Here is a 20,282-nt window from a genome sequence, read left to right on the forward strand (position 1 = left end):
CGCATGGCGTGGCTCTACCGATCGGGTCTGGCGCCGCGCAGCCACGTATGGCGTGGCTCTACCCATCGGGTCCGGCACCGCTAAGCCACGCATGGCGTGGCTCTACCCATCGGGTCCGGCACCGCTAAGCCACGCATGGCGTGGCTCTACGGAACGGGGGGGCTAATCGCGCCCCCGTTTCATTACGGCGCGGCTGGCGCCAGCAACTCCACCTCGGCCAGCTGCATCCGCCCCGGCCCCTCGATCCGCAACCGGTACTCGGCATAACGGCCCGGCTTGGCAATCCGGAACGGACGGGTCTGCTGCTGCCACTCGAACGTTTCACCGCTGCGCTGGTCCAGCGCCACCCAGCTGCCACCGGCCTTGCGCGCCTCCAGCGTCCACTTGCCGCCCCGGATCGGCGCATTGCCGCTGGTCAGCGTGTACATCGACGGCGAACCATCGGCCACCCCGGTGAACACAATGCTGCCCTTGCCGCCGAACGGCACCACGGTGCCCGCGTCATCATCGGTCAGCGCGGCCAGCACCCGCCCATCGTCCAGCTGCGCCCGCGCACCGCTGCCCAGCAGGTCATGCAGGAGCGCCGGGCGCTCACCACGCGCGGTCAACGAACGCGGCGCATCGTCCGGCCCCGTGCCCCAGGTCGACGGCGCCGGGCCCATTTCGAAGTCCAGCGTCGCGCCCTTGGCGATCACCTCATGCGGCACCCAGGTCTTGGTCCACGGCTGGCCGTTGATCTTCAGCGACTGAACGTAGAGGTTGCGGTCCGAATTCTCCGGGGCATTCACGGTCAACACCGCGCCGCCCTGCAGTTCCACCCGGGCGTGCTTGAAGGCCGGTGAACCAATCGCGTACTCCGGCGACCCCATCCGCAGCGGGTACAGGCCCAGCGAGGCCAGCACGTACCACGCCGAGGTCTCGCCATTGTCTTCATCGCCCGGGTAGCCCTGGCCGATCTCGCTGCCCACGTACAACCGCGACAGGATCTCGCGCACGTGCTGCTGGGTCTTCCACGGCTGCCCGGCGTAGAGGTACATCCAGGGAATGTGGTGCGAGGGCTGGTTGCTGTGCGCGTACATGCCCATGCGCACATCGCGCGCTTCGGTCATTTCATGGATGGTGCCGCCGTAGGAGCCGGAGAACTTGGGATCCGCCGTTTCAGGCGTGCTGAAGAACGTATCCAGTTTCTCGGCCAGCTTGGCGCGGCCACCATACAGGCCGGCCAGGCCTTCGCCGTCATGCGCGGCGGTGAAGGCGAACGTCCAGCCGTTGGATTCGGTGTAGTCGTGGCCCCACACGCGTGCGTCGTAGTCCTTCGCAGCCACACGCCAGCTGCCGTCTTCCTTGCGGCCCTGGAAGAAACCGGCGGCGGGGTCGAACACGGTGGCGTAGGTGCCGGCGCGAGCGCGGAAGTAGGCCGCCTCGGTGGTGTAGCGTTCGCGCGCGGCGGGACTGTCGGCCCGCTTGGCCAGCGCGGTGGCCATGTTGGCGATGCCGAAATCGTTGAGCGCGCCTTCCATCGTCCACGACATGCCTTCATGCACGTCGGCACTGGCGTAGCCGCGGAAGGTGGACTTGTCCATGCCCTTGCGGCCGACGTGGCGGTCCGGCGGCACCACGGTGGCGTTGCGCAATGCGGCCTGGTACGCCTCATCCGGATCGAAGCCCTTGATGCCCTTGAGGTAGGCGTCGGCGAAGGCGACGTCCGAACTGGTGCCCACCATCAGGTCGGCATAACCGGGCGAGGACCAGCGGGCCACCCAGCCGCCGGCGCGGTACTGCTCCAGGAAACCCTGCACCAGCGCGCCGGCGTCGTCCGGCGTGAACAGCGTGTAGGCCGGCCATGTGGTGCGGAAGGTGTCCCAGAAGCCGTTGTTGACGTACACCTTGCCATCGCGGATCGGCGCGAAGCTGCGCACCGCGCTGCCATCGGTGTTGTCCTCGGCGGCACTGGCCTGGCTGGCGTAGCGCCAGTCCGGTGCGGCGGCGGTGCCGGCGTTTTCATGCCCGGAGTTCGGGTACAGGTACAGGCGGTACAGGCTGGAATACAGCGTGGTCTTCTGGTCGTCGCTGGCCTGGCCGATGTCGAATCGCGCCAGGCGCTGGTCCCACGCGTCCTGCGCGCGGGCGGCGACGGTATCGAGGGTGTCGTCGCTCGCCAGCTCCAGCGCCAGGTTGTGGCGGGCCTGTTCAACGGAGATCAGCGAGGTGGCGATGCGCATGGTCACCCGGCGGTCGCTGCCCGGGTCGAACTTGATGTAGCCGGTGGGGCGGCCGGTGTTGATACGCCCGCTGCTGCGCCACGGCCGGTCGAAGCTGGCCACCACGTACATGCGGGTGGCGCCGTTGGACAGGCCGCTGCGCGTATCGGTGTAGCCCGACAGCGTCTGCGTGGCTTCGTCCAGGGTGATGCCGCCGCGTGCGTCGACGTTGTCGAACAGCAGGTTGGCGTCACCGTCCTTGGGGAACTCGAACTGGAACAGCGCGGCGTGGTCGGTCGGTGCGATCGCGGCCGCGATACCGTTGTCGAAGCGCACCGCATAGCGGTACGGGCGCGCGCTTTCGTTGTCGCGCGCGAACGACAACGCGCGCTTGCTGCGGTCGGCCTCGGGCACGCCACGGCTGGCCGACGGCATCACCTGGAAGGTCTGGCGGTCGCCCATCCACGGGCTGGGCTGGTGGCTCAGCGCCAGCGCCTGCAGCTGCGGGCGGTTGGCGGCGTTGTTCTGCTCGTTCCAGCGGTACAGCCAGTTCAACGCGCCGGCATCGGTCACCGGGGTCCAGAAGTTGAAGCCGTGCGGTACTGCCGTGGCGGGGAAGTTGTTGCCGCGCGAGAAGGTGCCGTTGGCCTGTGTGCCACGGGTGGTGAGCACCCAGTCCGACGCGCGTGCCGGTGCGGTGCGCGGCTGGCTGTCCAGGCGCACGTCGTCGATCCAGCCGGAAACCGGCGCGTTGGCGGCGCTGGCCACGTCCAGCTCGATGGCGACCACGCGGCGGCCGCGCAGCGCGTCCACATCGCCCAGGCGCACCGATTTGTGCGCCCACTGCTGCGGGTACAGGGTCTTGGAATCGCCCTGTGCCTTGGCGCCGAGTGCGATGCCGTGCAGGTCGCGCGCGGCGCTGGCCGACACGCGGCTGCCATCGTCCAGCACCAGGTCCAGCGAGACATAGGTGGAGGCCACCGTGTCGTCGCCGACGATCTCCGGCAGGACCAGCCAGGACAGCGTGGTGTCGGCGTCGATGGTCACGTCGGTGGCGAACAGCCGGCTGCTGGCCGTGCCGCCGGCGCTGGCGTAGTGCAGGGCGCGCAGCCCGCTGTAGCCGACGCCGGGCTTGGCCGCATACGGTGCCTCCGGACCCTTGCCGATCTTCAGCTGCACGCTGCCCTTGCTGGCCTGCGGGGCGGGTTCGCCCGGCTCGAAGGAGGTCTGCAGGCCCTGCGCGAAGGCGGGCAGGGCGACCGCCGAGCAGGCCAGGGCGAGGGCCAGCGGAAGCAGGGCGTGGCGGGCAGGACGGGGGTGCGGCAGGGTCATGCAGGGATCTCCCGGGTGGGACTGGCGGCAGGCGAAGCCCGCATCGGCGACCTCGGCAGACAGCACCGCGCCGGCCGCCCATGGGGGCAGTCGAAGCGATGCAGGTCCGGCGGGGGACGGGCCATGCGATCGGGGGTTTGATCGGAACGCATCCGATCCTGCAACACCCGGAGCGGGTCTGGCAAGTGAAATTAGTTCGATCTAAACCCGGGAAATTCGCATATTGGCGTTTTCCATGGTGCGTCCCGTGCCGAACCGGCCACGGCGCGCCCACCGCCCCGGGTGCTAGAATCGAGGCCCTCGCAATTCCTTTCCGTGCCCCCGCCATGAGCCATACCGCCACCGCGCCCGCCAATGCCGAAAAGCGTTACACCGTGCACCGCAGCGATCTGCCGCTGAGCTGCCCGACGCCGGAGATGGCGCTGTGGAACTCGCATCCGCGCGTGTACCTGCCGATCGAAGACGAGCCCAACGGCGAAGCCGCGTGCCCGTACTGCGGTTCGGTCTTCGTGCTGGCCGACTGAGCGGGCGGAACCGAACGTGCGCCGACTGACCGTGGTGCAGCTGCTGCCGGCGCTGCACTCCGGCGGGGTTGAGCGCTCTACGCTGGAAATTGCCGCCGCGCTGGTCGCGGCCGGGCATCGCGCCATCGTGGTGTCGGCGGGCGGTCGCCTGGTCGAGCCGCTGCTGGCCAGTGGTGCCGAACACCTCACGCTGGATATCGGCAAAAAATCGCTGTGGACGCTGCGCCACGTGCGCACGCTGCGCAACCTGCTGGCCGAGACCGGCGCGGACATCGTGCATGCGCGTTCGCGGCTGCCCGCCTGGCTGGGCCTGTATGCAGTGCGCAATTTGCCGGCGGCCGTTCGCCCGCACTGGGTGACCACGGTGCATGGGCTCAATTCGCCCAGCCGCTATAGCGCGGTCATGACCAGCGGTGAACGGGTCATCTGCGTGTCCAACTGCGTGCGCGACTTCGTGCGCACTCATTACCCCAGCGTGCCGCCGGAGCGCCTGCAGGTGATTCCGCGCGGCGTGGATACCGCGCAGTTCCCGCGCGTTGGCCGGCAGGACCGGCGCCCGCGCCTGGCGGTGGCCGCGCAGCACCCGGCACTGGCCGGTGATGCGCCGCTGCTGCTGCTGCCCGGTCGCGGTACGCGGCTGAAGGGCCATCGGCATGCACTCGCGCTGCTGGCCGGGCTGCACGCCGCCGGCATACCCGCACGGCTGTGGATGCCGGGCACGCGTGAGCCGGGGCGCGAGCGCTATGTGGCCGAGCTGGAGGCGCAGGCGCGCAGCCTGGGCGTGGCCGACGCCGTGCTGATGACCGCGCCTACCGCGCGAATCGCGGAGGCCTATGCCGCCAGCGATCTGGTGCTGCAGCTGTCGGACAAGGCCGAGGCGTTTGGCCGCACCGTGGTCGAGGCGCTCTCGGTGGGCCGACCTGTACTGGGCTGGAACCACGGCGGTGTTGGTGAGCTGCTGCAACAACTGCAGCCATCCGGCGCGGTACCCTTGGGCGATGCCGATGCGCTGCTGGCCCGCGCGCAGCAGTTGCTGGCGCAGCCGCCCGCGCTTCCCACGCGGATTCCGTTCACCCTGCAGGCGATGCAACGTGACACGCTCCAGCTCTATACCTCCCTCGCTGGCTGAGCCGGTCAAGGCGCCGGGTTCGCCGGGCTTCCGTGCGGGCCGCTGGGCGCCGTGGTGGGTCATCGCGTTCGTCGCGCTGCTGCCGCTGCCCGGCATTGCCGAAACCACGCTGGGGCTGGGTGCGCTGTATGCGGCTGCGCGGATGGTGCAGCTGCGCCTGCAAGGCAAGCAGCGCATGCTCAGCAGCCCCGCGTGGGCGCTGACCAGCATCCTGTTCCTGGGCTACTGGTTGCCGCAGGCGTTTTCCGCCTTCGATGCGATCGATCCCGGCACCGCGTGGCGCAAGACCGCCGCCGGGCTGCGCTATCTGCCCTTCATGTGGCTGGTGGCCATTGCGGTGGCCACGCCTGAGCGGCGCGCCCTGACCCTGAAGGGCATCGCGATCATCACCGGGGTATGGGCGCTGGATGCGCTGGCGCAGGCCGCGTTCGGCACCAGCGCGCTGTTCTGGTCGATGGACCAGCTGAAGTGGGCCATCAGTGGCCATGGGTTGTGCCCGCCGGCAGAGATGGCGGCGGCCGATCGCCTGAGCGGTGTGCTGGGGCCGTGCAATCTGAAGTTCGGCCAGGTGCTGGCCAGCCTGTCGCCGTTCCTGTTGTTTGCTGCTGCCGCGCGTTTTGGCCGCTGGGGCTGGATGCTGGTGGCGGCTGCGGTGGGCGCGGTGCTGGTGCTGGCCGGTTCGCGTGCGGCCTGGCTGACCTATGCGCTGGTGCTGGTGTTTTCCGGCTGGCGCCTGCTGGGCGCGCGCGGGCTGCTGGCCTGCGTGGCGGTGGGGTTGGCGGCGGCGGTGGCGCTGGCCGCCGGCTCGCACCAGGTGCGCGAGCGGCTGGAGCGCACCGCGATGGCGTGGGAAGGCGAGAGCGATGGCGTGAACCAGGCCTTGTCCGGGCGCGCGCAGATCTGGGCTGCGGCGGGGTGCATGATCGAGCAGCACCCGATCAACGGCGTGGGCGCGCGTGGTTTCCGCGATGCGTACCCGCAGTGCAACCCGCACCCGGACCAGCAGGAGGTGTGGGGTGAGGGGCCGGCGCTGCATGCGCATCAGATCGTGCTGGAGATCCTGGCTGAAACCGGTGTGCTCGGCCTCCTCCTGTGGCTGGCGGCGGCCGCGCAGGCATGGCGCGCGTGGCGCTTCGCGCCGTTGGCAGCGCGTGACCGCGCGCGCCCGGCGATGCTGGCGCTGGCGGTCACCGTGTTCCCGTTCAACACCCACCTGGCGTTCTATTCCACCTTCTGGGGTGGCCTGACCCTGCTGCTGGCGGCGCTGTACGCAGGCAGCCTGCTGGCCCGCGACGAACCCTGAGAGGGGGCGTGCGCAACGGCGCTTCGCGCCCGTAGAGCCACCCCATGGGGGGCTGCTCTACGTTCCGGAATCGCGCAGCCACCCATGGGGTGGCTCCACGGGTTTCCCTGAGAGGCGGACGCGGCACTTGGTGATGCCGTTCCATGCCGCTGTTTCTGCAGGATGGAGGTATGGCCAGCCCACGACTCCAGCGCGGTCGCGTCTCCCAAGCCGAGTACATCTACTCGCTGACGACGGTGACCCTGAACCGGCGCCGATTATTCGAGTGCAATGAAAACGCATTGGCTGTCATCGAAGCCTTGCGTCACGTGGAGCGCAGCGGCTGCAGCTACAGTTTGGCGTGGGTGGTGATGCCCGACCACGTGCACTGGTTGATGCAGTTGAAGAAGGGGACGTTGCCCAACTGCATGAATTTACTCAAGTCGCGTAGTAGCCGACTGTTGAACGCGCATCTGGATTGCGGACCAGTATGGCAGCGCGGCTATTACGATCACGCCCTGCGTACCGATGAATCGCTGGAAACGGCTGCCCAGTACATTGTTGCCAACCCGATCAGAGCAGGATTGTCCGTAGCGCCGGGTGAGTACCCTCACGCGTGGTCGCGCTGGCCGGTCTGGTAGAGCCACCCCATGGGTGGCTGCTCTACGTTCCGGCATCGCGCAGCCACCCATGGGGTGGCTCTACCGATTGATTCGCATCGCGCAGCCACCCATGGGGTGGCTCTACCGATTGATTCGCATCGCGCAGCCACCCATGGGGTGGCTCTACCAATTGATTTGCATCGCGCAGCCACCCATGGGGTGGCGCTACCCGTTATTTGTAGAAATTACTGCGGCCACCCGGTTGGCGCTTGAAGCGGCGGTGGATCCACAGGTACTGGTCCGGCGCTTCGCGGACCATGTCCTCGATCGCCTTGTTGACCCGCGCGGTATCCGCTTCCACATCCTCACTCGGGAAGTTCTCCAGCGGCGCGCCGATCTTCAAAAAGTACTTGCCGCCCTCGCGACGATGGAAGTACGGAATCACCGCGCACCCGGTCATGCGCGCCAGCTGGTGCGTGGCCGTAATGGTTGAGGCGGTCTGGCCGAAGAACGGCACGAACACGGTGTCCTTGCCCCGCATGTCCTGGTCCGGCGCGTACCACAGGAACCCACCCTTCTTGAGGTGGCGCACGGTGGCACGGATGTCTTCGTTGGCATACATCGCCTTGGCATAACGCAGCCGCCCGAACTTCACCGCCCACTCGTACACCGGGTTGCGGTGCTTGCGATACATGCCCGAAAGATCAACGTGGTCGCACAGCAGGCGCCCGCACATCTCCAGGGTCATGAAGTGGCCGGAGACCAGCAGCACGCCGCGGCCCTCGGCCTGCATCCGGTGCAGGTGCTCCAGGCCCTCGATCTGCACCTTCGGGCGGATGCTGTCGATGCTGCCCCACCAGGCCCGGGCGAATTCGAAGATGCCCACGCCCAGGGCATCGAAGCTGTCGCGCAGCAGGCGCTGGCGCCAGGCGTCGTCCTTCTCCGGGAAGCACAGCTTCAGGTTGACCTCGGCGGCGCGGCGGCGGCTGCTGGCCAGCCGGTAGGCCACGGTGCCCACGCCCCGGCCCAAGGCGCGCTGCAGGCCCCACGGCAGCCGGGCGATGGCGAAGGCGCCCAGCATGAAGGCGAACGTCGGCCAGTGGCGGGGATTGCGCAGCGACGGGCGGGTAGCGGTGGAAGCGTTATCTGACATGCCCCGATTCTAAGACATGCGTCTCGACGGTGCGTCAGGCGGGCCACCCGCCAGGCCTGCATGTCTTTCCCGGTGCCGCTCCCGTATCCTCTGCGCATGCGCAAAAGCCCTGTCGAATGGATCCTGCGCGGCCTGTATTCGGCCGTGCTGTACCTGTTGTTGCCGATCACCGTGTACCACCTGGTCTGGCGCGGTTTCCGGGTGCGCGAGTACTTCCAGCGCTGGGACGAACGCTACGCCTCCTACCCGCACCCCAGTGCGCAGCCGCGCGTGTGGCTGCACGCGGTGTCGGTGGGCGAGGTGAACGCGGCCGCGCCGCTGGTGAACGCGCTGCGCGCGCTGCGCCCGGACATCCGCTGGGTGATCACCACCATTACCCCCACCGGCTCGGAGCGGGTGCGTGCGCTGTGGGGCGATGCGGTCGACCATGTGTACCTGCCGTACGACGTCCCCGGCAGCGTCGGCCGCTTCCTCGGCCACTTCAAGCCCAGCCTGGCGCTGATCCTGGAAACCGAGCTGTGGCCGAACCTGCTGTTCGGCTGCCGCGACCGTGGCATTCCGGTATACATCCTCAACGCGCGGCTGTCGGCGCGTTCGCTGCGCGGCTACCGGCTGCTGCGTCCATTGATCGGACGCACGCTGCGCACCGTGACCTGCGTGGCGGCGCAATCGGCCGACGATGCCGAGCGTTTCATCCAGCTCGGCGCGCTGCCGGAACAGGTGCAGCCGCTGGGTAACCTGAAATTCGACATCGCCACGCCCAACGTGCGCGAGTTCACCGCGCACTTCCATGCGGCGGTGCCCGGCTCGCGGCCGGTATGGATCGCCGCCAGCACGCATGAAGGCGAGGAGCAGGCCACCATCGACCTGCACCGCCGGCTGCGCCAGCAGATTCCCGATCTGCTGCTGCTATGGGCCCCGCGCCATCCCGAACGCTTCCCGCGCGTGGAGGCCCTCGCGCGCGAGCAGGGCTGGAAGGTCAGCACGCGCCGCCAGCAGCAATGGCCGCAGGCCGACAGCGACGTGTTCGTGATCGATACGCTGGGCGAGCTGATGGCGTTCTATGGCTGCGCGCAGGTCGCCTTCGTCGGCGGCAGCCTGCAGCCGATCGGCGGGCACAACCTGCTGGAACCGGCCGCGATGGGAACTGCAACGGTCACCGGCCCCCACCTGCACAACTTCGCCGAGATCTCCCGGCGCATGCGCGAGGCGGGTGCGGTGGTGATCGCCGATGACGCGGCGGGCGTGGGCGATGCACTGCTTACCCTGCTGCGCGATCCCGACGCACGCGAAGACATGGCCAGCGCGGGCTGCGCGCTGGTCAGCAATGGCCGGGGCGCGTTGAAGCGCACGGTGGAGCTGATTGCCCCGCGATTGCCGCCCCCGCTGAATTGAACGACAAGCCGACCCCGACGCGGTAGAGCCACCCCATGGGTGGCTGTGCGGCGCGGAATTCCCCGGTAGAGCCACCCCATGGGTGGCTGCGCGGTGTCGGAAGCAAAGGCAGCCACCCATGGGGTGGCTCTACGCCGCAAAACAAAAAAGCCACCCGATTGGGTGGCTTTTCCTTCCCGCCTTACACCGCGATCAGTTGTTGACCTGGGTGCTCGGCGTGGCAGCCTGCTGGGTCAGCAGGCGGTTGATGTCCTGCAGGTCGGCGATGTCCAGCGTGCCGACGGCCTGGCCCAGCTGCAGGCGGTTCTGCAGGAAGGTGTAACGGGCGTTGGCGTACTCGAGCTGGGCCGAGAACAGGATGCGCTGGTTCTGGATCACGTCCAGCACGGTGCGGGTACCCACTTCCAGGCCGACCTGCGAGGCGTCGTAGGCGCTCTGCGCCGACACCACGGCCAGGCGGCGCGCTTCCACTTCGCTGATGCCGGCAACCAGGGTCTGGTAGGCATTGCGGGTATTGCGGTCCAGGGCACGCTTCTGCTGCTCGTAGCCGTCCTGCGCGATGTCGCGCTGGGCCAGGGCCTGGCGCACGCCGGACTGGGTGGCGCCGCCGGAGAAGATCGGCACGCTCAGGGTCAGGCCGATGCTGTTGCTGCGCTGGTCCGGGCTGAAGTTCGAGCCGCTGCCCACCACGTCACCCCAGCTGGCCGAACGGCCGGCGCTGGCACCCAGCGACAGGGTCGGGTAGTGGCCGCCACGCGCGGCGGACACGCCGGACTCGGCCGCACTCACCTTCAGCTCCTGCGCCTTCAGCGCCGGGTTCTGCGTGACCGCTTCGGTGACCAGCTGGTCGACCGTGGCGTACTTGGCCGGCAGTTCCGGGCGGAAGTCGGCCGGCAGTGCGCGCAGGTCGGTGACCGGCTGGCCGGTCAGTTCGGTCAGCGCCTGGTAGGCGTCGGCCAGGGTGTTCTGCGCAATGATGGTGTTGGCGCGGGCCTGGTCGTACTGGGCGCGCGCTTCATGCACGTCGGTGATCGGCGCCAGGCCCACTTCCAGGCGCTTGTCGGCGAAGTCGAACTGCTTCTTGGCCGCCGCTTCGTTGGTCTGTGCCGCCGACAGCGATTCAATGCCCACCAGCACGTTGAAGTACGCCGCCGAGGTGCGCACGATCAGGCTGTCGTTGGCCGAATCCAGGGTGAAGTCCGCCGCCTTGCTCAGGTCACGCTGAGAGCGCAGGTTCGAGATCTGCGTCCAGTTGAACAGCGTCTGCGACGCGCTCAGGCCGTAGTTGCGGTTCTTGGTGGTGAACGAGGTCGAGCTGACGTCGTGGTTCGGCGTGACGCGGTTCTGCGTGAGCGAGGCCTCGCCGTTGATCTGCGGCAGCAGGGCCGCACGCGCCTGCACGGCGCCTTCCTTGTCGAACAGACGGGTCGATTCGGCCGCGGACAGCTGCGGATCGCCGTTGCGCGCCATTTCGTAGACCTGCAGGAGGTCGGCGGCAGAGGCGGTCATCGGCAGCAGGGCGGCGGCCAGCGCAATAGCGAGGGATCGGCGGATCATTGCGGCTTCCTTGGACTCAGAGTTGGAACTGGGGCGCCGGAGCGGCACCACGCAGGTAATCGATATCGGTTTCGAACAGCGACTCAGTGCTGCCATCGGTCTTGACCAGCACCGCTTCCATGACCGGCGACTTGCCGTGGATCACGAACAGACGCCCACCCGGACGCAGCCACTGGGTGAAACGTGACGGGATGGTGTCCACCGCGGCCGTGACACAGATGGCGTCGAAGCGGCGCTCGGTGTCCCAGCTCAGCGCGTCGGCGGTCTCGATGCGGACGTTGTTGCCCAGGCCGGCGGCATCCAGGCGCGCACGTGCGCCGGCGGCCAGTTCCGGCTGGATTTCCAGGCTCAGCACTTCGCGGGCCAGTTCGCCCATGCAGGCGCTGAGGTAGCCGCTGCCGGTGCCGATCTCCAGCACTTCGTCGCCCGGCTGCAGGTCGAGCGCCTGCAGGGTGCGGCCTTCGATCACCGGCTTCATCATCTTCTGCCCGAAGCCCAGCGGCAGTTCGATGTCGGCGTAAGCCAGGGCCTTGTGCGATTCAGCGACAAACGCCTCCCGCGGCAAACGTGCCAGTACATCGAGCACGCGAATTTCCAGCACGTCCCAGGGACGGATCTGTTGTTCAACCATCAGTTCGCGGGCGTGGGCGTAATCGATCGTCATGAGGTTCTAATCCAGCGCAGTGGGCCGGCCATTTTACCGGTGCCGGGAGCCGGCGGCGCGCTGAGAGCATCGCTGCCGTCGCGCCGGGGTCGCAGTGCCGGAAGTCACCGCGACCTCCGGTCCATTCATATTGGTGTTACAGCCCCGGGCGGGTGGCGTACGCCCTCAGGAAAAAGGCGACGCAGGCCGCCACGTGGGCGTCCGCGTCGCACTCGGCCGGGGCCGGCCGCAGCCCGCACATCATATGCGTATGCAGCTCCCCTTTGATGAGGGTGAAGAACTGCAGGGCCGCGGTCTGGAAGTCGACGATCTCCAGTTCGCCCCGGGCAGTACGGGCACGCAGGAATTCGGCCAGCGCATCGCTGGTCCGCTGCGGGCCGGCCAGCCAGAACATTTCGCGGATGCGGTCGTCGGTATCGGGCGCCATCATGACCCGCTGCACGGCCACCGCGGCCGGCGAGGTGATCATGTTGAAGAAGGCCCGGCCGATGCCCAGCAGCTGCTCGTCCAGCGCGCCGTCGGCGTCGGTGACGAACAGCGCGTCGGGCAGCATCTCGACGCAGGTGGACTTCACTGCTTCGGTGAACAGGGTCTCTTTGTCGCCGAAATGGCTGTAAACGGTCAACTTTGACACGCCCGCCTGCCCGGCAATGCTATCCATGCTGACACCGCTGTAGCCCTGCTCCACGAACAGGGCCTTGGCCGCGTCCAGGATCGCCGCGCGCTTGCCAAGATCCTTCGGGCGGCCGGGTCCGGCGGCCTTGGCGGAGGGCTTGGGCGGCGCTGCGGAAGTGGTCGGATCAGTCATTCAATCAATACTAGACCAATCGGTTCGATATTTATACTATACCGACTGGTTCACTATTAGCCGTCATGGAATAGAGTGTCGCTTCCAGACGGTCTCCCCCGGTACTCAAGGTCCAGGACCTCATGAACAACTTGCGATGGATAGGCAGTGGGCTGCTGGCGTTGATGCTGGCAGCGTGTGGCAAACAGGACGCCGAGCCGGCCGCGCCGATCCCGGTGCTGGTGGTGCAGCCGGGCACGGTGAGCGGCCAGGAAGTGGCGGCGTACCCGGGCGAGGTCCATGCCCTGCAGGAGAGCCCGCTGTCGTTCCGGGTGGGCGGCAATCTGGTCAAACGCCATGTCGATGCCGGCCAGCGCGTGCGCAAGGGCGACCTGCTGGCCGAACTGGATGCGGCCGACTTCGCCTCGCAGGCAAGCGCCTCGCAGGCGCAGCTGGCCGCTGCCGAAGCCGACCTGGTGCGCGCCCGCGATGACCAGAAGCGCTACGCCAAGCTCGCCGAGCAGCAGCTGGTCAGCCAGTCGACGCTCGACGCACAGACCGCCGCCTACAAGGCCGCGCAGGGCCAGGCCAACGCCGCCCGCGCCAACCTGGCGGTGGCCCGCAACCAGACCGGCTATGCGCAGCTGCGCGCGCCGGCCGACGGCGTGATCGCCAGCCGCCAGGCCGAAGCCGGGCAGGTGGTGGGCGCCGGGCAGACGGTGTTCACGCTGGCCGCCGACGGTGGCCGCGAGGTGCTGATCGCGCTGCCGGAAAGCAACATCCGCGATTACCAGGTCGGCCAGGAAGTGCAGGTGGAACTGTGGAACAAGCCGGGCCAGATGCTGCCGGGCACGATCCGCGAGATCGCACCGGCCGCCGATGCGCAGGCCCGCACCTACGCCACCCGGGTCAGCCTCTCGGCGGATGCTGCGAAGGAAGTCGAACTCGGCCAGAGCGCGCGCGTGTTCGCCGCCGCCGGCCGCACCGGCACGCTGCAGCTGCCGCTGGGTGCGGTGCTGCGGGGCGCCGATGGCACCGCCAGCGTGTGGGTGGTCAATCCGTCCAACGGCGCGATCAAGGCCACGCCGGTCACGGTGGGCGCCTATGGCCCCGATGCGGTGCCGGTGCTGTCCGGCGTGGCCGCGCAGGATTGGGTCGTTGCTGCCGGTGGGCACCTGCTGCGCGAGGGCCAGACGGTGACGCCGGTGGACCGGCAGAATCGCCCGGTGCTGAAGCCGGCCGCTGCCCCCGCTGCCGCAGCCAAGGGGCACTGACCCCGTGCGCCGCTTCAATCTTTCCGAATGGGCGCTGGGCAACCGCGCGCTGGTGCTGTTCGCGATGCTGGCCTTCGCGATCATCGGCGCGTGGTCGTACAAGCACCTGGGCCAGTCCGAGGATCCACCGTTCACCTTCAAGGTGATGGTGGTACGCACGATGTGGCCGGGCGCCACCGCCGAGCAGGTCTCGCGGCAGGTCACCGAGCCGATCGAGAAGGCCCTGCTCAACACCGGGCAGTACGAGTTCATCCGCTCGTACTCGCGCCCGGGCGAATCGCAGGTGATCTTCGTGGCCCGCGACAGCCTGCGTTCCAAGGCGATTCCCGACCTGTGGTACCAGGTGCGCAAGCGCGTGGGCGACATCAAGCCGACCCTGCCGCGCGAAATCGTCGGCCCGTTCTTCAACGATGAGTTCGGCGATACGTTCGGCAACATCTATGCGTTGACGGGGCAGGGCTTCGACTACGCGGTCATGCGCGATTACGCCGACCGCATCCAGCTGGAGCTGCAGCGGGTGCCGGACGTGGGCAAGATCGAGCTGGAGGGCCTGCAGGACGAGAAGGTCTGGATCGAGCTGTCCAACACCAAGCTGGCCACGCTGGGCGTGTCGCTGCAGCAGGTGCAGCAGTCGCTGGCCGACCAGAATGTCATGGCCGCCACCAGCTTCTTCGAAACTCCCACCGACCGCGTGCAGCTGCGCGTAACCGGCCAGTTCAAGAGCGTGGACGACATCCGCCGCTTCCCGATCCAGGCCGGCGACCGCACGGTGCATTTGGGCGATATCGCCGAGGTCAAGCGCGGCTTCGCCGACCCGGCCTCGCCGAAGATGCGCTTCATGGGCGAAGACGCCATTGGCATCGCGGTGGCGATGAAGGACGGCGGCGACATCCTCAAGCTGGGCGCCACCCTGGACGCCGAGTTCGAGCGCCTGCAGAAGACGCTGCCGGCCGGCATGCAGCTGCGCAAGGTCTCCGACCAGCCGCACGCGGTGGAAGAATCGGTCGGCGAGTTCGTGCAGGTGCTGACCGAGGCGGTGGTGATCGTGCTGCTGGTCAGCTTCTTCTCGCTGGGCCTGCGCACCGGCCTGGTGGTGGGCGTGACCATTCCGCTGGTGCTGGCGATGACCTTCTTCGTCATGCACTACTTCGACATCGGCCTGCACAAGATCTCGCTGGGCGCGCTGGTGCTGGCGCTGGGCCTGCTGGTGGACGATGCGATCATCGCGGTGGAGATGATGGCCACCAAGATGGAGCAGGGCTACGACCGCCTGCGCGCGGCCAGCTTCGCCTGGGAGAGCACGGCCTTCCCGATGCTGACCGGTACGCTGATCACCGCCGCCGGCTTCCTGCCGATCGCCACGGCCGCGTCCAGTACCGGTGAGTACACCCGTTCGCTGTTCCAGGTGGTGACCATCGCGCTGGTGGTGTCGTGGATCGCCGCGGTGCTGTTCATTCCGTACCTCGGCGACAAGATGCTGCCGGACCTGTTCAATCCGCAGCCGCCGAAGCCGGAAAGCCTGGCCGGGCGCTGGCACGCCAGGCGCCTGCGCTGGGCCGACCGCTACCCGGCATTCGCGCGCTGGATCGCGCCGAAGGAACTGGCGCACGATCATGACCCGTACCAGCGGCCGTTCTATACGCGCTTCCGGCGCTTCCTGGATGCATGCCTGCGCCACCGCTGGTGGGTGATCGCGGCCACGGCGGCGTTGTTCGTGTTCTCGCTGCTGATCTTCCGCTTTGTGCCGCAGCAGTTCTTCCCGGATTCGACCCGGCCGGAGCTGATGGTGGACATCGAACTGGCCGAAGGTGCCTCGCTGCAGGCCACCCAGGCGCAGGCGACCAAGCTGGAGAAGCTGCTGAAGGGCCGCGAGGGCATCAGCAACTACGTGGCCTACGTGGGCACGGGTTCGCCGCGCTTCTACCTGCCGCTGGACCAGCAGTTGCCGGCCACCAACTTCTCGCAGTTCGTGGTGTTGACCGAAAACGCCGAAGCGCGTGAGGCCACCCGCGCCTGGCTGCTGAAGGACGTGATTCCGCAGTTCCCGGACGTGCAGATGCGCGTGACCCGGCTGGAGAACGGCCCGCCGGTCGGCTACCCGGTGCAGATGCGCATCTCGGGCGAGCACATCGAGCAGGTGCAGGCCATTGCGCGCCAGGTGGAAGCCAAGGTGCGCGAGAACCCGCACGTGATGAACGTCAACCTGGACTGGAGCGAGCCGAGCAAGGTGGTGCGGCTGGTGATCGACCAGGACCGTGCGCGCGCGCTGGGGGTGACAAGTGCGCAGGTGAGCCAGCTGCTGGGCACCTCGCTGTCGGGCACGAGCGTGAGCACGTATCGCGAAGGCAACCGCCTGATCGAGATGCTGCTGCGTGGGCCGGACAACGAACGGGTACGCCTGGACATGCTGGGCAGCCTGGCCATTCCCACGGCGAGCGGCACCTCGGTGACGCTGTCGCAGGTGGCGCGGCTGGAGTACGTGTTCGAGGACGGTATCATCTGGCACCGCAACCGGTTGCCGACGGTGACGGTACGTGCGGACATCGCTGACAACAGCCAGGCGCTGGACGTGGTGCAGCAGATCCTGCCGACGCTGGATGGCATCCGCGCCGAACTGCCGTCCGGCTACCTGCTGGAGACCGGTGGCACGGTGGAGGATTCGGCACGTGGGCAGAACTCGATCAAGGCCGGCATGCCGCTGTTCCTGATCGTGGTGGCCACGCTGCTGATGCTGCAGCTGCGCAGCTTCTCGCGTGCGGCGATGGTGCTGGTGACCGCGCCGCTGGGCATCATCGGGGCGACGCTGTTCCTGCTGCTGTTCCGTGCGCCGTTCGGGTTCGTGGCGTTGCTGGGCACGATCGCACTGGCGGGCATGATCATGCGCAACTCGGTGATTCTGATCGACCAGATCCAGCAGGACATCGATGCGGGCCATGACCGCTGGCACGCGATCATCGATGCCACGGTGCGCCGCTTCCGCCCGATCGTACTGACCGCACTGGCGGCGGTGCTGGCGATGATCCCGCTGTCGCGCAGCGCGTTCTACGGCTCGATGGCTATCTCGATCATGGGCGGGCTGATTGTCGGCACCGTGCTGACCCTGGTGTTCCTGCCGGCGCTGTATGCGGCGTGGTTCCGGGTGAAGCCCGACGAGGCGCAATAGCGCCTCGTCGGGCCATGCCACACCCCGAGAGGGTGTGGCATCCCGGCGGGCGGTCCCATCGGGATCCCCGACGGGTGGCATTCGACGGGGTAGAGCGGACTAACAGTCCGCTCTACCCCGTCGTTACGATCGTTACCGCGAATTACAAACGCGCAAGCACCGCATCAGTCGCCTGACTCGTGCTCACCGCCTGGCCCTTCGCCGCCAGGTCCGCAGTAAACACCCCATCATCCAACGCCGCATGCACGGCCGCCTCGATGGCGGCCGCTTCGGCCTCCAACCCCAACGAATGGCGCAGCAGCATCGCGGCGCTGAAGATCGTGGCGTACGGGTTGGCAATGCCCTTGCCGGCAATGTCCGGCGCGGACCCATGGATCGGCTCGTAGATGCCGACCGCACCCGGCTCACCCAGCGACGCCGATGGCAACAACCCCAGCGAACCGGCCAGCATCGAGGCCTCATCGGTGAGGATGTCGCCGAACATGTTCTCGGTCACGATCACGTCGTACTCGCGCGGCTTGGCCAGCAGGTGCATGGCCATCGAATCCACCAGCTGGTGCTCCAGCGCGATCTCCGGGAATTCCTCACGGCCGATCCGGGCCGCCACGTCGCGCCACAGGCGCGAGGTTTCCAGCACGTTGGCCTTGTCCACCGAAGTGACCTTGCCGCGGCGCTGCTGCGCCAGCCGGAACGCACTGCGCATCACCCGCTCGATCTCGCCCACGCTGTAGCTGCACAGGTCGCTGGCGGTGTCGGCGGTGCGGGTCTTCTCGCCGAAATAGATGCCGCCGGTGAGCTCGCGCACCACCACGAAGTCCACGCCTTCCAGCAGCTCGGCCTTGATCGGCGAGGCGCCCAGCGCGGCGGGGTGGGTGCGCACCGGGCGCAGGTTCGCATAGAGCCCCAGTGCCTTGCGGATCGCCAGCAGGCCCTGTTCCGGGCGCACCTTGGCATTCGGGTCGGACCACTTCGGGCCACCTACCGCGCCCAGCAGGATCGCATCGGCGGCCCGGCAGGCGTCGAGTGTGGCGGCCGGCAGCGGCTCGCCATGGCGGTCGATGGCGATGCCGCCGATATCGTGTTCGCTGAAGTGGAAGGTGTGGCCAAAGCGCTCGGCCACCGCGCCCAGCACCGCAACAGCGGCAGCGGCGACTTCGGGACCGATGCCATCACCGGGCAATACGACAATCTCAGCGTGCATGTTCACTCTCGTAGCGTTCGATTTCGGGGACACGCCCCAAGAGATACCCCAACTGGTCCACGCCTTCCAGCAGGCAGGTCTGCGAGAAGCCGTCCAGCGGGAAGGAATAGGTACGGCCATCGGGCGTGCGCAGCTCGCGCGCGGCGATGTCGATGGTGAGTTCGTCGTCCGGGCGCTGCATCAGCACCTGCACGTCGGCCTCGGCCAGCACGATCGGCAGCAGGCCGTTCTTCAGCGAATTGCCGCGGAAGATATCGGCGATTTCGCTGCTCACGATCGCACGCAGACCCAGGTCGGTCAGCGCCCACGGCGCATGTTCGCGCGAGGAGCCGCAGCCGAAGTTGCGCCCGGCCAGCAGGATGCTGCGCCCGGCGTTGTGCGGCTGGTTGAAGGCGAACGCCGGGTTCGGCGCGCCATCGGCCTGCCAGCGCCAGTCATTGAAGGCGTGTTTGCCCAAGCCCACGCGCTCGGTGGTGGACAGGAACCGGGCCGGAATGATCTGGTCGGTATCGATGTTGGTCTCGCGCAGCACCACGCTGGTCGAGGTCAGGGTGCGGAAGCCACTCATCAGGCCACCTCCTGTGCGGCATACAGTTCACGCGGATCGGCCACGCGGCCGTTTACCGCCGCCCAGGCGGCCGTCATCGGCGACGCCAGCAGCGTGCGCGAGCCGGGGCCCTGGCGGCCTTCGAAGTTGCGGTTGCTGGTGCTCACGGCCAGCTGGCCGGGGGCGACCAGGTCGCCGTTCATGGCGATGCACATCGAACAGCCCGGCTCACGCCATTCGGCACCGGCCGCGCGCACGATGGCGTCGATGCCTTCGGCCTCGGCCTGGCGCTTGACGATCTCCGAGCCCGGCACCACCAGCATGCGCACGCCGGTGGCGACGCGGCGGCCCTGCAGCACCTGCGCCACTTCGCGCATGTCGCTCAGCCGGCCGTTGGTGCACGAGCCGACGAACACCACGTCCACCGGCGTACCGGCCAGTGTCTGCCCGGCGTGGAAGTGCATGTAGTCCAGGCCCTTCTGGTCGGCCGCATCGTTGGCCGCCGGAATCGGCGCGTCCACGGCGATGGCGGTGCCCGGGTGGGTGCCCCAGGTCAGGGTGGGACGGATGTCGGCCGCATCGATGTGGACCTCCACGTCGAAGCGCGCGCCGGCATCGCTGCGCAGCTGCGTCCACTGCGCCACGGCGATGTCGAACTCCACGCCCTTCGGGCCACGCGGGGTGTTGGCCACCCAGTCGAAGGTGACCTGGTCCGGCGCCACCATGCCGGCGCGCGCGCCCGCTTCAATCGACATGTTGCACAGGGTCATGCGCTGCTCCATGTCCATCGCCTCAATCGCGCTGCCACGGAATTCCAGCACATGGCCGGTGCCGCCGTTGACCCCGATCACGCCGATGATGTGCAGCACCACGTCCTTGGCGCCCACGCCCGGCGCCAGCGCGCCATCGACGGTGATCGCCATGGTCTTGGCCTTGCGCTGCAGCAGGCACTGGGTGGCCAGCACATGGCCGACTTCGCTGGTGCCGATGCCGAACGCCAGCGCGCCGAACGCCCCGTGGGTGGAGGTGTGGCTGTCGCCACACACAATGGTCATGCCCGGCTGGGTGAAGCCCTGCTCGGGCGCGATCACGTGCACGATGCCGCGGTTGGCCGACTGCAGGTCGAACAGTTCGATGCCGTACTCGGCACAGTTGCGCGCCAGCATCGCCACCTGTGCCTCGGAGGCTGCGCTGGCATACGGCAGCTTGCCGTCAGGCCCGGCCGGCAGGGTCGGGGTGGAGTGATCCATGGTGGCCTTGGTCCGGTCCGGGCGGCGCGGGGAGAGGCCGCGCTCGCGCAGTTCGGTGAAGGCCTGCGGCGAGGTCACTTCATGGATCAGGTGCAGGTCGATGTACAGCACGGCGGGCGCGCTGTCCGATTCGGGCACGACAACGTGGGCGTCCCACAGTTTGTCGTACAGGGTGCGGGGAGCTGGGGTCATGGAATGGCCTTGCTGTGGTTCGTGTGACG

Annotated in this window: 15 protein-coding genes; 7 read left to right on the top strand and 8 right to left on the bottom strand. The window is 68.1% G+C overall.

The window, feature by feature from the left end; translation table 11 throughout:
* Positions 1-182: 182 nt before the first annotated feature.
* Entirely contained in the window at positions 183-3,533 is a 3,351-nt protein-coding gene (locus ACOZHM_RS11055; RefSeq protein ID WP_421569300.1) for a GH92 family glycosyl hydrolase, read from the bottom strand.
* A 326-nt stretch (positions 3,534-3,859) separates the two neighbouring features.
* Here ACOZHM_RS11055 and ACOZHM_RS11060 point away from each other — a divergent pair, with 326 nt between their 5' ends.
* The 4 genes from ACOZHM_RS11060 to ACOZHM_RS11075 all read left to right on the top strand — a co-directional run bounded on the left by ACOZHM_RS11060 (position 3,860) and on the right by ACOZHM_RS11075 (position 7,109).
* Positions 3,860-4,057 (top strand): zinc-finger domain-containing protein, encoded by a 198-nt coding sequence (locus tag ACOZHM_RS11060; RefSeq protein WP_411852073.1) that lies wholly within the window; start codon positions 3,860-3,862, stop codon positions 4,055-4,057.
* 16 nt (positions 4,058-4,073) lie between these two features.
* Entirely contained in the window at positions 4,074-5,186 is a 1,113-nt protein-coding gene (locus tag ACOZHM_RS11065) for a glycosyltransferase (protein ID WP_421569301.1), read from the top strand.
* Positions 5,167-6,489, top strand: coding sequence for an O-antigen ligase family protein (locus tag ACOZHM_RS11070; protein WP_421569399.1), 1,323 nt, complete (start codon positions 5,167-5,169; stop codon positions 6,487-6,489). The genes ACOZHM_RS11065 and ACOZHM_RS11070 overlap by 20 nt, the downstream gene beginning before the upstream one ends.
* Positions 6,490-6,659: 170 nt before the next feature.
* A complete protein-coding gene (locus tag ACOZHM_RS11075) occupies positions 6,660-7,109 on the top strand; it encodes an REP-associated tyrosine transposase (RefSeq protein ID WP_421569400.1) in 450 nt (149 codons plus the stop codon).
* Between the two features lie 193 nt (positions 7,110-7,302).
* On the opposite strand, the gene ACOZHM_RS11080 is transcribed toward ACOZHM_RS11075, so the two are convergent.
* On the bottom strand, positions 7,303-8,223 hold the full coding sequence (locus ACOZHM_RS11080; protein WP_421569302.1) for an LpxL/LpxP family Kdo(2)-lipid IV(A) lauroyl/palmitoleoyl acyltransferase: 921 nt from the start codon (positions 8,221-8,223) through the stop codon (positions 7,303-7,305).
* Positions 8,224-8,319: 96 nt separating this feature from the next.
* On the opposite strand from ACOZHM_RS11080, the gene waaA reads away from it, so the two are divergent.
* Entirely contained in the window at positions 8,320-9,618 is a 1,299-nt protein-coding gene (gene waaA / locus ACOZHM_RS11085; RefSeq protein ID WP_421569303.1) for a lipid IV(A) 3-deoxy-D-manno-octulosonic acid transferase, read from the top strand.
* A gap of 192 nt (positions 9,619-9,810) precedes the next feature.
* On the opposite strand, the gene ACOZHM_RS11090 is transcribed toward waaA, so the two are convergent.
* The 3 genes from ACOZHM_RS11090 to ACOZHM_RS11100 all read right to left on the bottom strand — a co-directional run bounded on the left by ACOZHM_RS11090 (position 9,811) and on the right by ACOZHM_RS11100 (position 12,647).
* On the bottom strand, positions 9,811-11,175 hold the full coding sequence (locus ACOZHM_RS11090; protein ID WP_421569304.1) for a TolC family outer membrane protein: 1,365 nt from the start codon (positions 11,173-11,175) through the stop codon (positions 9,811-9,813).
* Positions 11,176-11,191: 16 nt separating this feature from the next.
* Complete coding sequence (locus ACOZHM_RS11095; RefSeq protein WP_421569305.1) at positions 11,192-11,839, bottom strand: protein-L-isoaspartate O-methyltransferase family protein; 648 nt, start codon at positions 11,837-11,839, stop codon at positions 11,192-11,194.
* Between the two features lie 136 nt (positions 11,840-11,975).
* The gene (locus tag ACOZHM_RS11100; RefSeq protein ID WP_421569306.1) at positions 11,976-12,647 is read right to left on the bottom strand and encodes a TetR/AcrR family transcriptional regulator; all 672 of its coding nucleotides are present in this window, start codon (positions 12,645-12,647) and stop codon (positions 11,976-11,978) included.
* Positions 12,648-12,769: 122 nt separating this feature from the next.
* Here ACOZHM_RS11100 and ACOZHM_RS11105 point away from each other — a divergent pair, with 122 nt between their 5' ends.
* Together ACOZHM_RS11105 and ACOZHM_RS11110 are read left to right on the top strand one after the other, a co-directional pair.
* The gene (locus tag ACOZHM_RS11105) at positions 12,770-13,900 is read left to right on the top strand and encodes an efflux RND transporter periplasmic adaptor subunit (RefSeq protein ID WP_421569307.1); all 1,131 of its coding nucleotides are present in this window, start codon (positions 12,770-12,772) and stop codon (positions 13,898-13,900) included.
* 4 nt (positions 13,901-13,904) lie between these two features.
* On the top strand, positions 13,905-17,063 hold the full coding sequence (locus ACOZHM_RS11110; protein ID WP_421569308.1) for an efflux RND transporter permease subunit: 3,159 nt from the start codon (positions 13,905-13,907) through the stop codon (positions 17,061-17,063).
* 142 nt (positions 17,064-17,205) lie between these two features.
* Here ACOZHM_RS11110 and leuB read toward each other — a convergent pair whose 3' ends face one another.
* From leuB to leuC, 3 genes are read right to left on the bottom strand one after another with little or no spacing between them, the layout of a single operon-like run.
* Positions 17,206-18,264, bottom strand: coding sequence for a 3-isopropylmalate dehydrogenase (gene leuB / locus ACOZHM_RS11115; protein WP_421569309.1), 1,059 nt, complete (start codon positions 18,262-18,264; stop codon positions 17,206-17,208).
* Positions 18,254-18,832 (bottom strand): 3-isopropylmalate dehydratase small subunit, encoded by a 579-nt coding sequence (gene leuD / locus ACOZHM_RS11120; RefSeq protein ID WP_421569310.1) that lies wholly within the window; start codon positions 18,830-18,832, stop codon positions 18,254-18,256. The genes leuB and leuD overlap by 11 nt, the downstream gene beginning before the upstream one ends.
* On the bottom strand, positions 18,832-20,253 hold the full coding sequence (gene leuC / locus ACOZHM_RS11125) for a 3-isopropylmalate dehydratase large subunit (RefSeq protein ID WP_421569311.1): 1,422 nt from the start codon (positions 20,251-20,253) through the stop codon (positions 18,832-18,834). The genes leuD and leuC overlap by 1 nt, the downstream gene beginning before the upstream one ends.
* Positions 20,254-20,282: the final 29 nt, after the last annotated feature.

The sequence above is a fragment of the Stenotrophomonas sp. PD6 genome, from assembly GCF_049199305.1.
Taxonomy (GTDB): Bacteria; Pseudomonadota; Gammaproteobacteria; order Xanthomonadales; family Xanthomonadaceae; genus Stenotrophomonas.

Bases quoted from the DNA above. Each gene is read 5' to 3' on its own strand.
- leuD (WP_421569310.1), bottom strand. From the start codon at position 18,832: ATGAGTGGCTTCCGCACCCTGACCTCGACCAGCGTGGTGCTGCGCGAG.
- ACOZHM_RS11075 (WP_421569400.1), top strand. From the start codon at position 6,660: ATGGCCAGCCCACGACTCCAGCGCGGTCGCGTCTCCCAAGCCGAGTAC.
- ACOZHM_RS11100 (WP_421569306.1), bottom strand. From the start codon at position 12,647: ATGACTGATCCGACCACTTCCGCAGCGCCGCCCAAGCCCTCCGCCAAG.
- ACOZHM_RS11105 (WP_421569307.1), top strand. From the start codon at position 12,770: ATGAACAACTTGCGATGGATAGGCAGTGGGCTGCTGGCGTTGATGCTG.
- leuC (WP_421569311.1), bottom strand. From the start codon at position 20,253: ATGACCCCAGCTCCCCGCACCCTGTACGACAAACTGTGGGACGCCCAC.
- leuB (WP_421569309.1), bottom strand. From the start codon at position 18,264: ATGCACGCTGAGATTGTCGTATTGCCCGGTGATGGCATCGGTCCCGAA.
- ACOZHM_RS11090 (WP_421569304.1), bottom strand. From the start codon at position 11,175: ATGATCCGCCGATCCCTCGCTATTGCGCTGGCCGCCGCCCTGCTGCCG.
- ACOZHM_RS11095 (WP_421569305.1), bottom strand. From the start codon at position 11,839: ATGACGATCGATTACGCCCACGCCCGCGAACTGATGGTTGAACAACAG.
- ACOZHM_RS11055 (WP_421569300.1), bottom strand. From the start codon at position 3,533: ATGACCCTGCCGCACCCCCGTCCTGCCCGCCACGCCCTGCTTCCGCTG.
- ACOZHM_RS11060 (WP_411852073.1), top strand. From the start codon at position 3,860: ATGAGCCATACCGCCACCGCGCCCGCCAATGCCGAAAAGCGTTACACC.
- ACOZHM_RS11080 (WP_421569302.1), bottom strand. From the start codon at position 8,223: ATGTCAGATAACGCTTCCACCGCTACCCGCCCGTCGCTGCGCAATCCC.
- waaA (WP_421569303.1), top strand. From the start codon at position 8,320: ATGCGCAAAAGCCCTGTCGAATGGATCCTGCGCGGCCTGTATTCGGCC.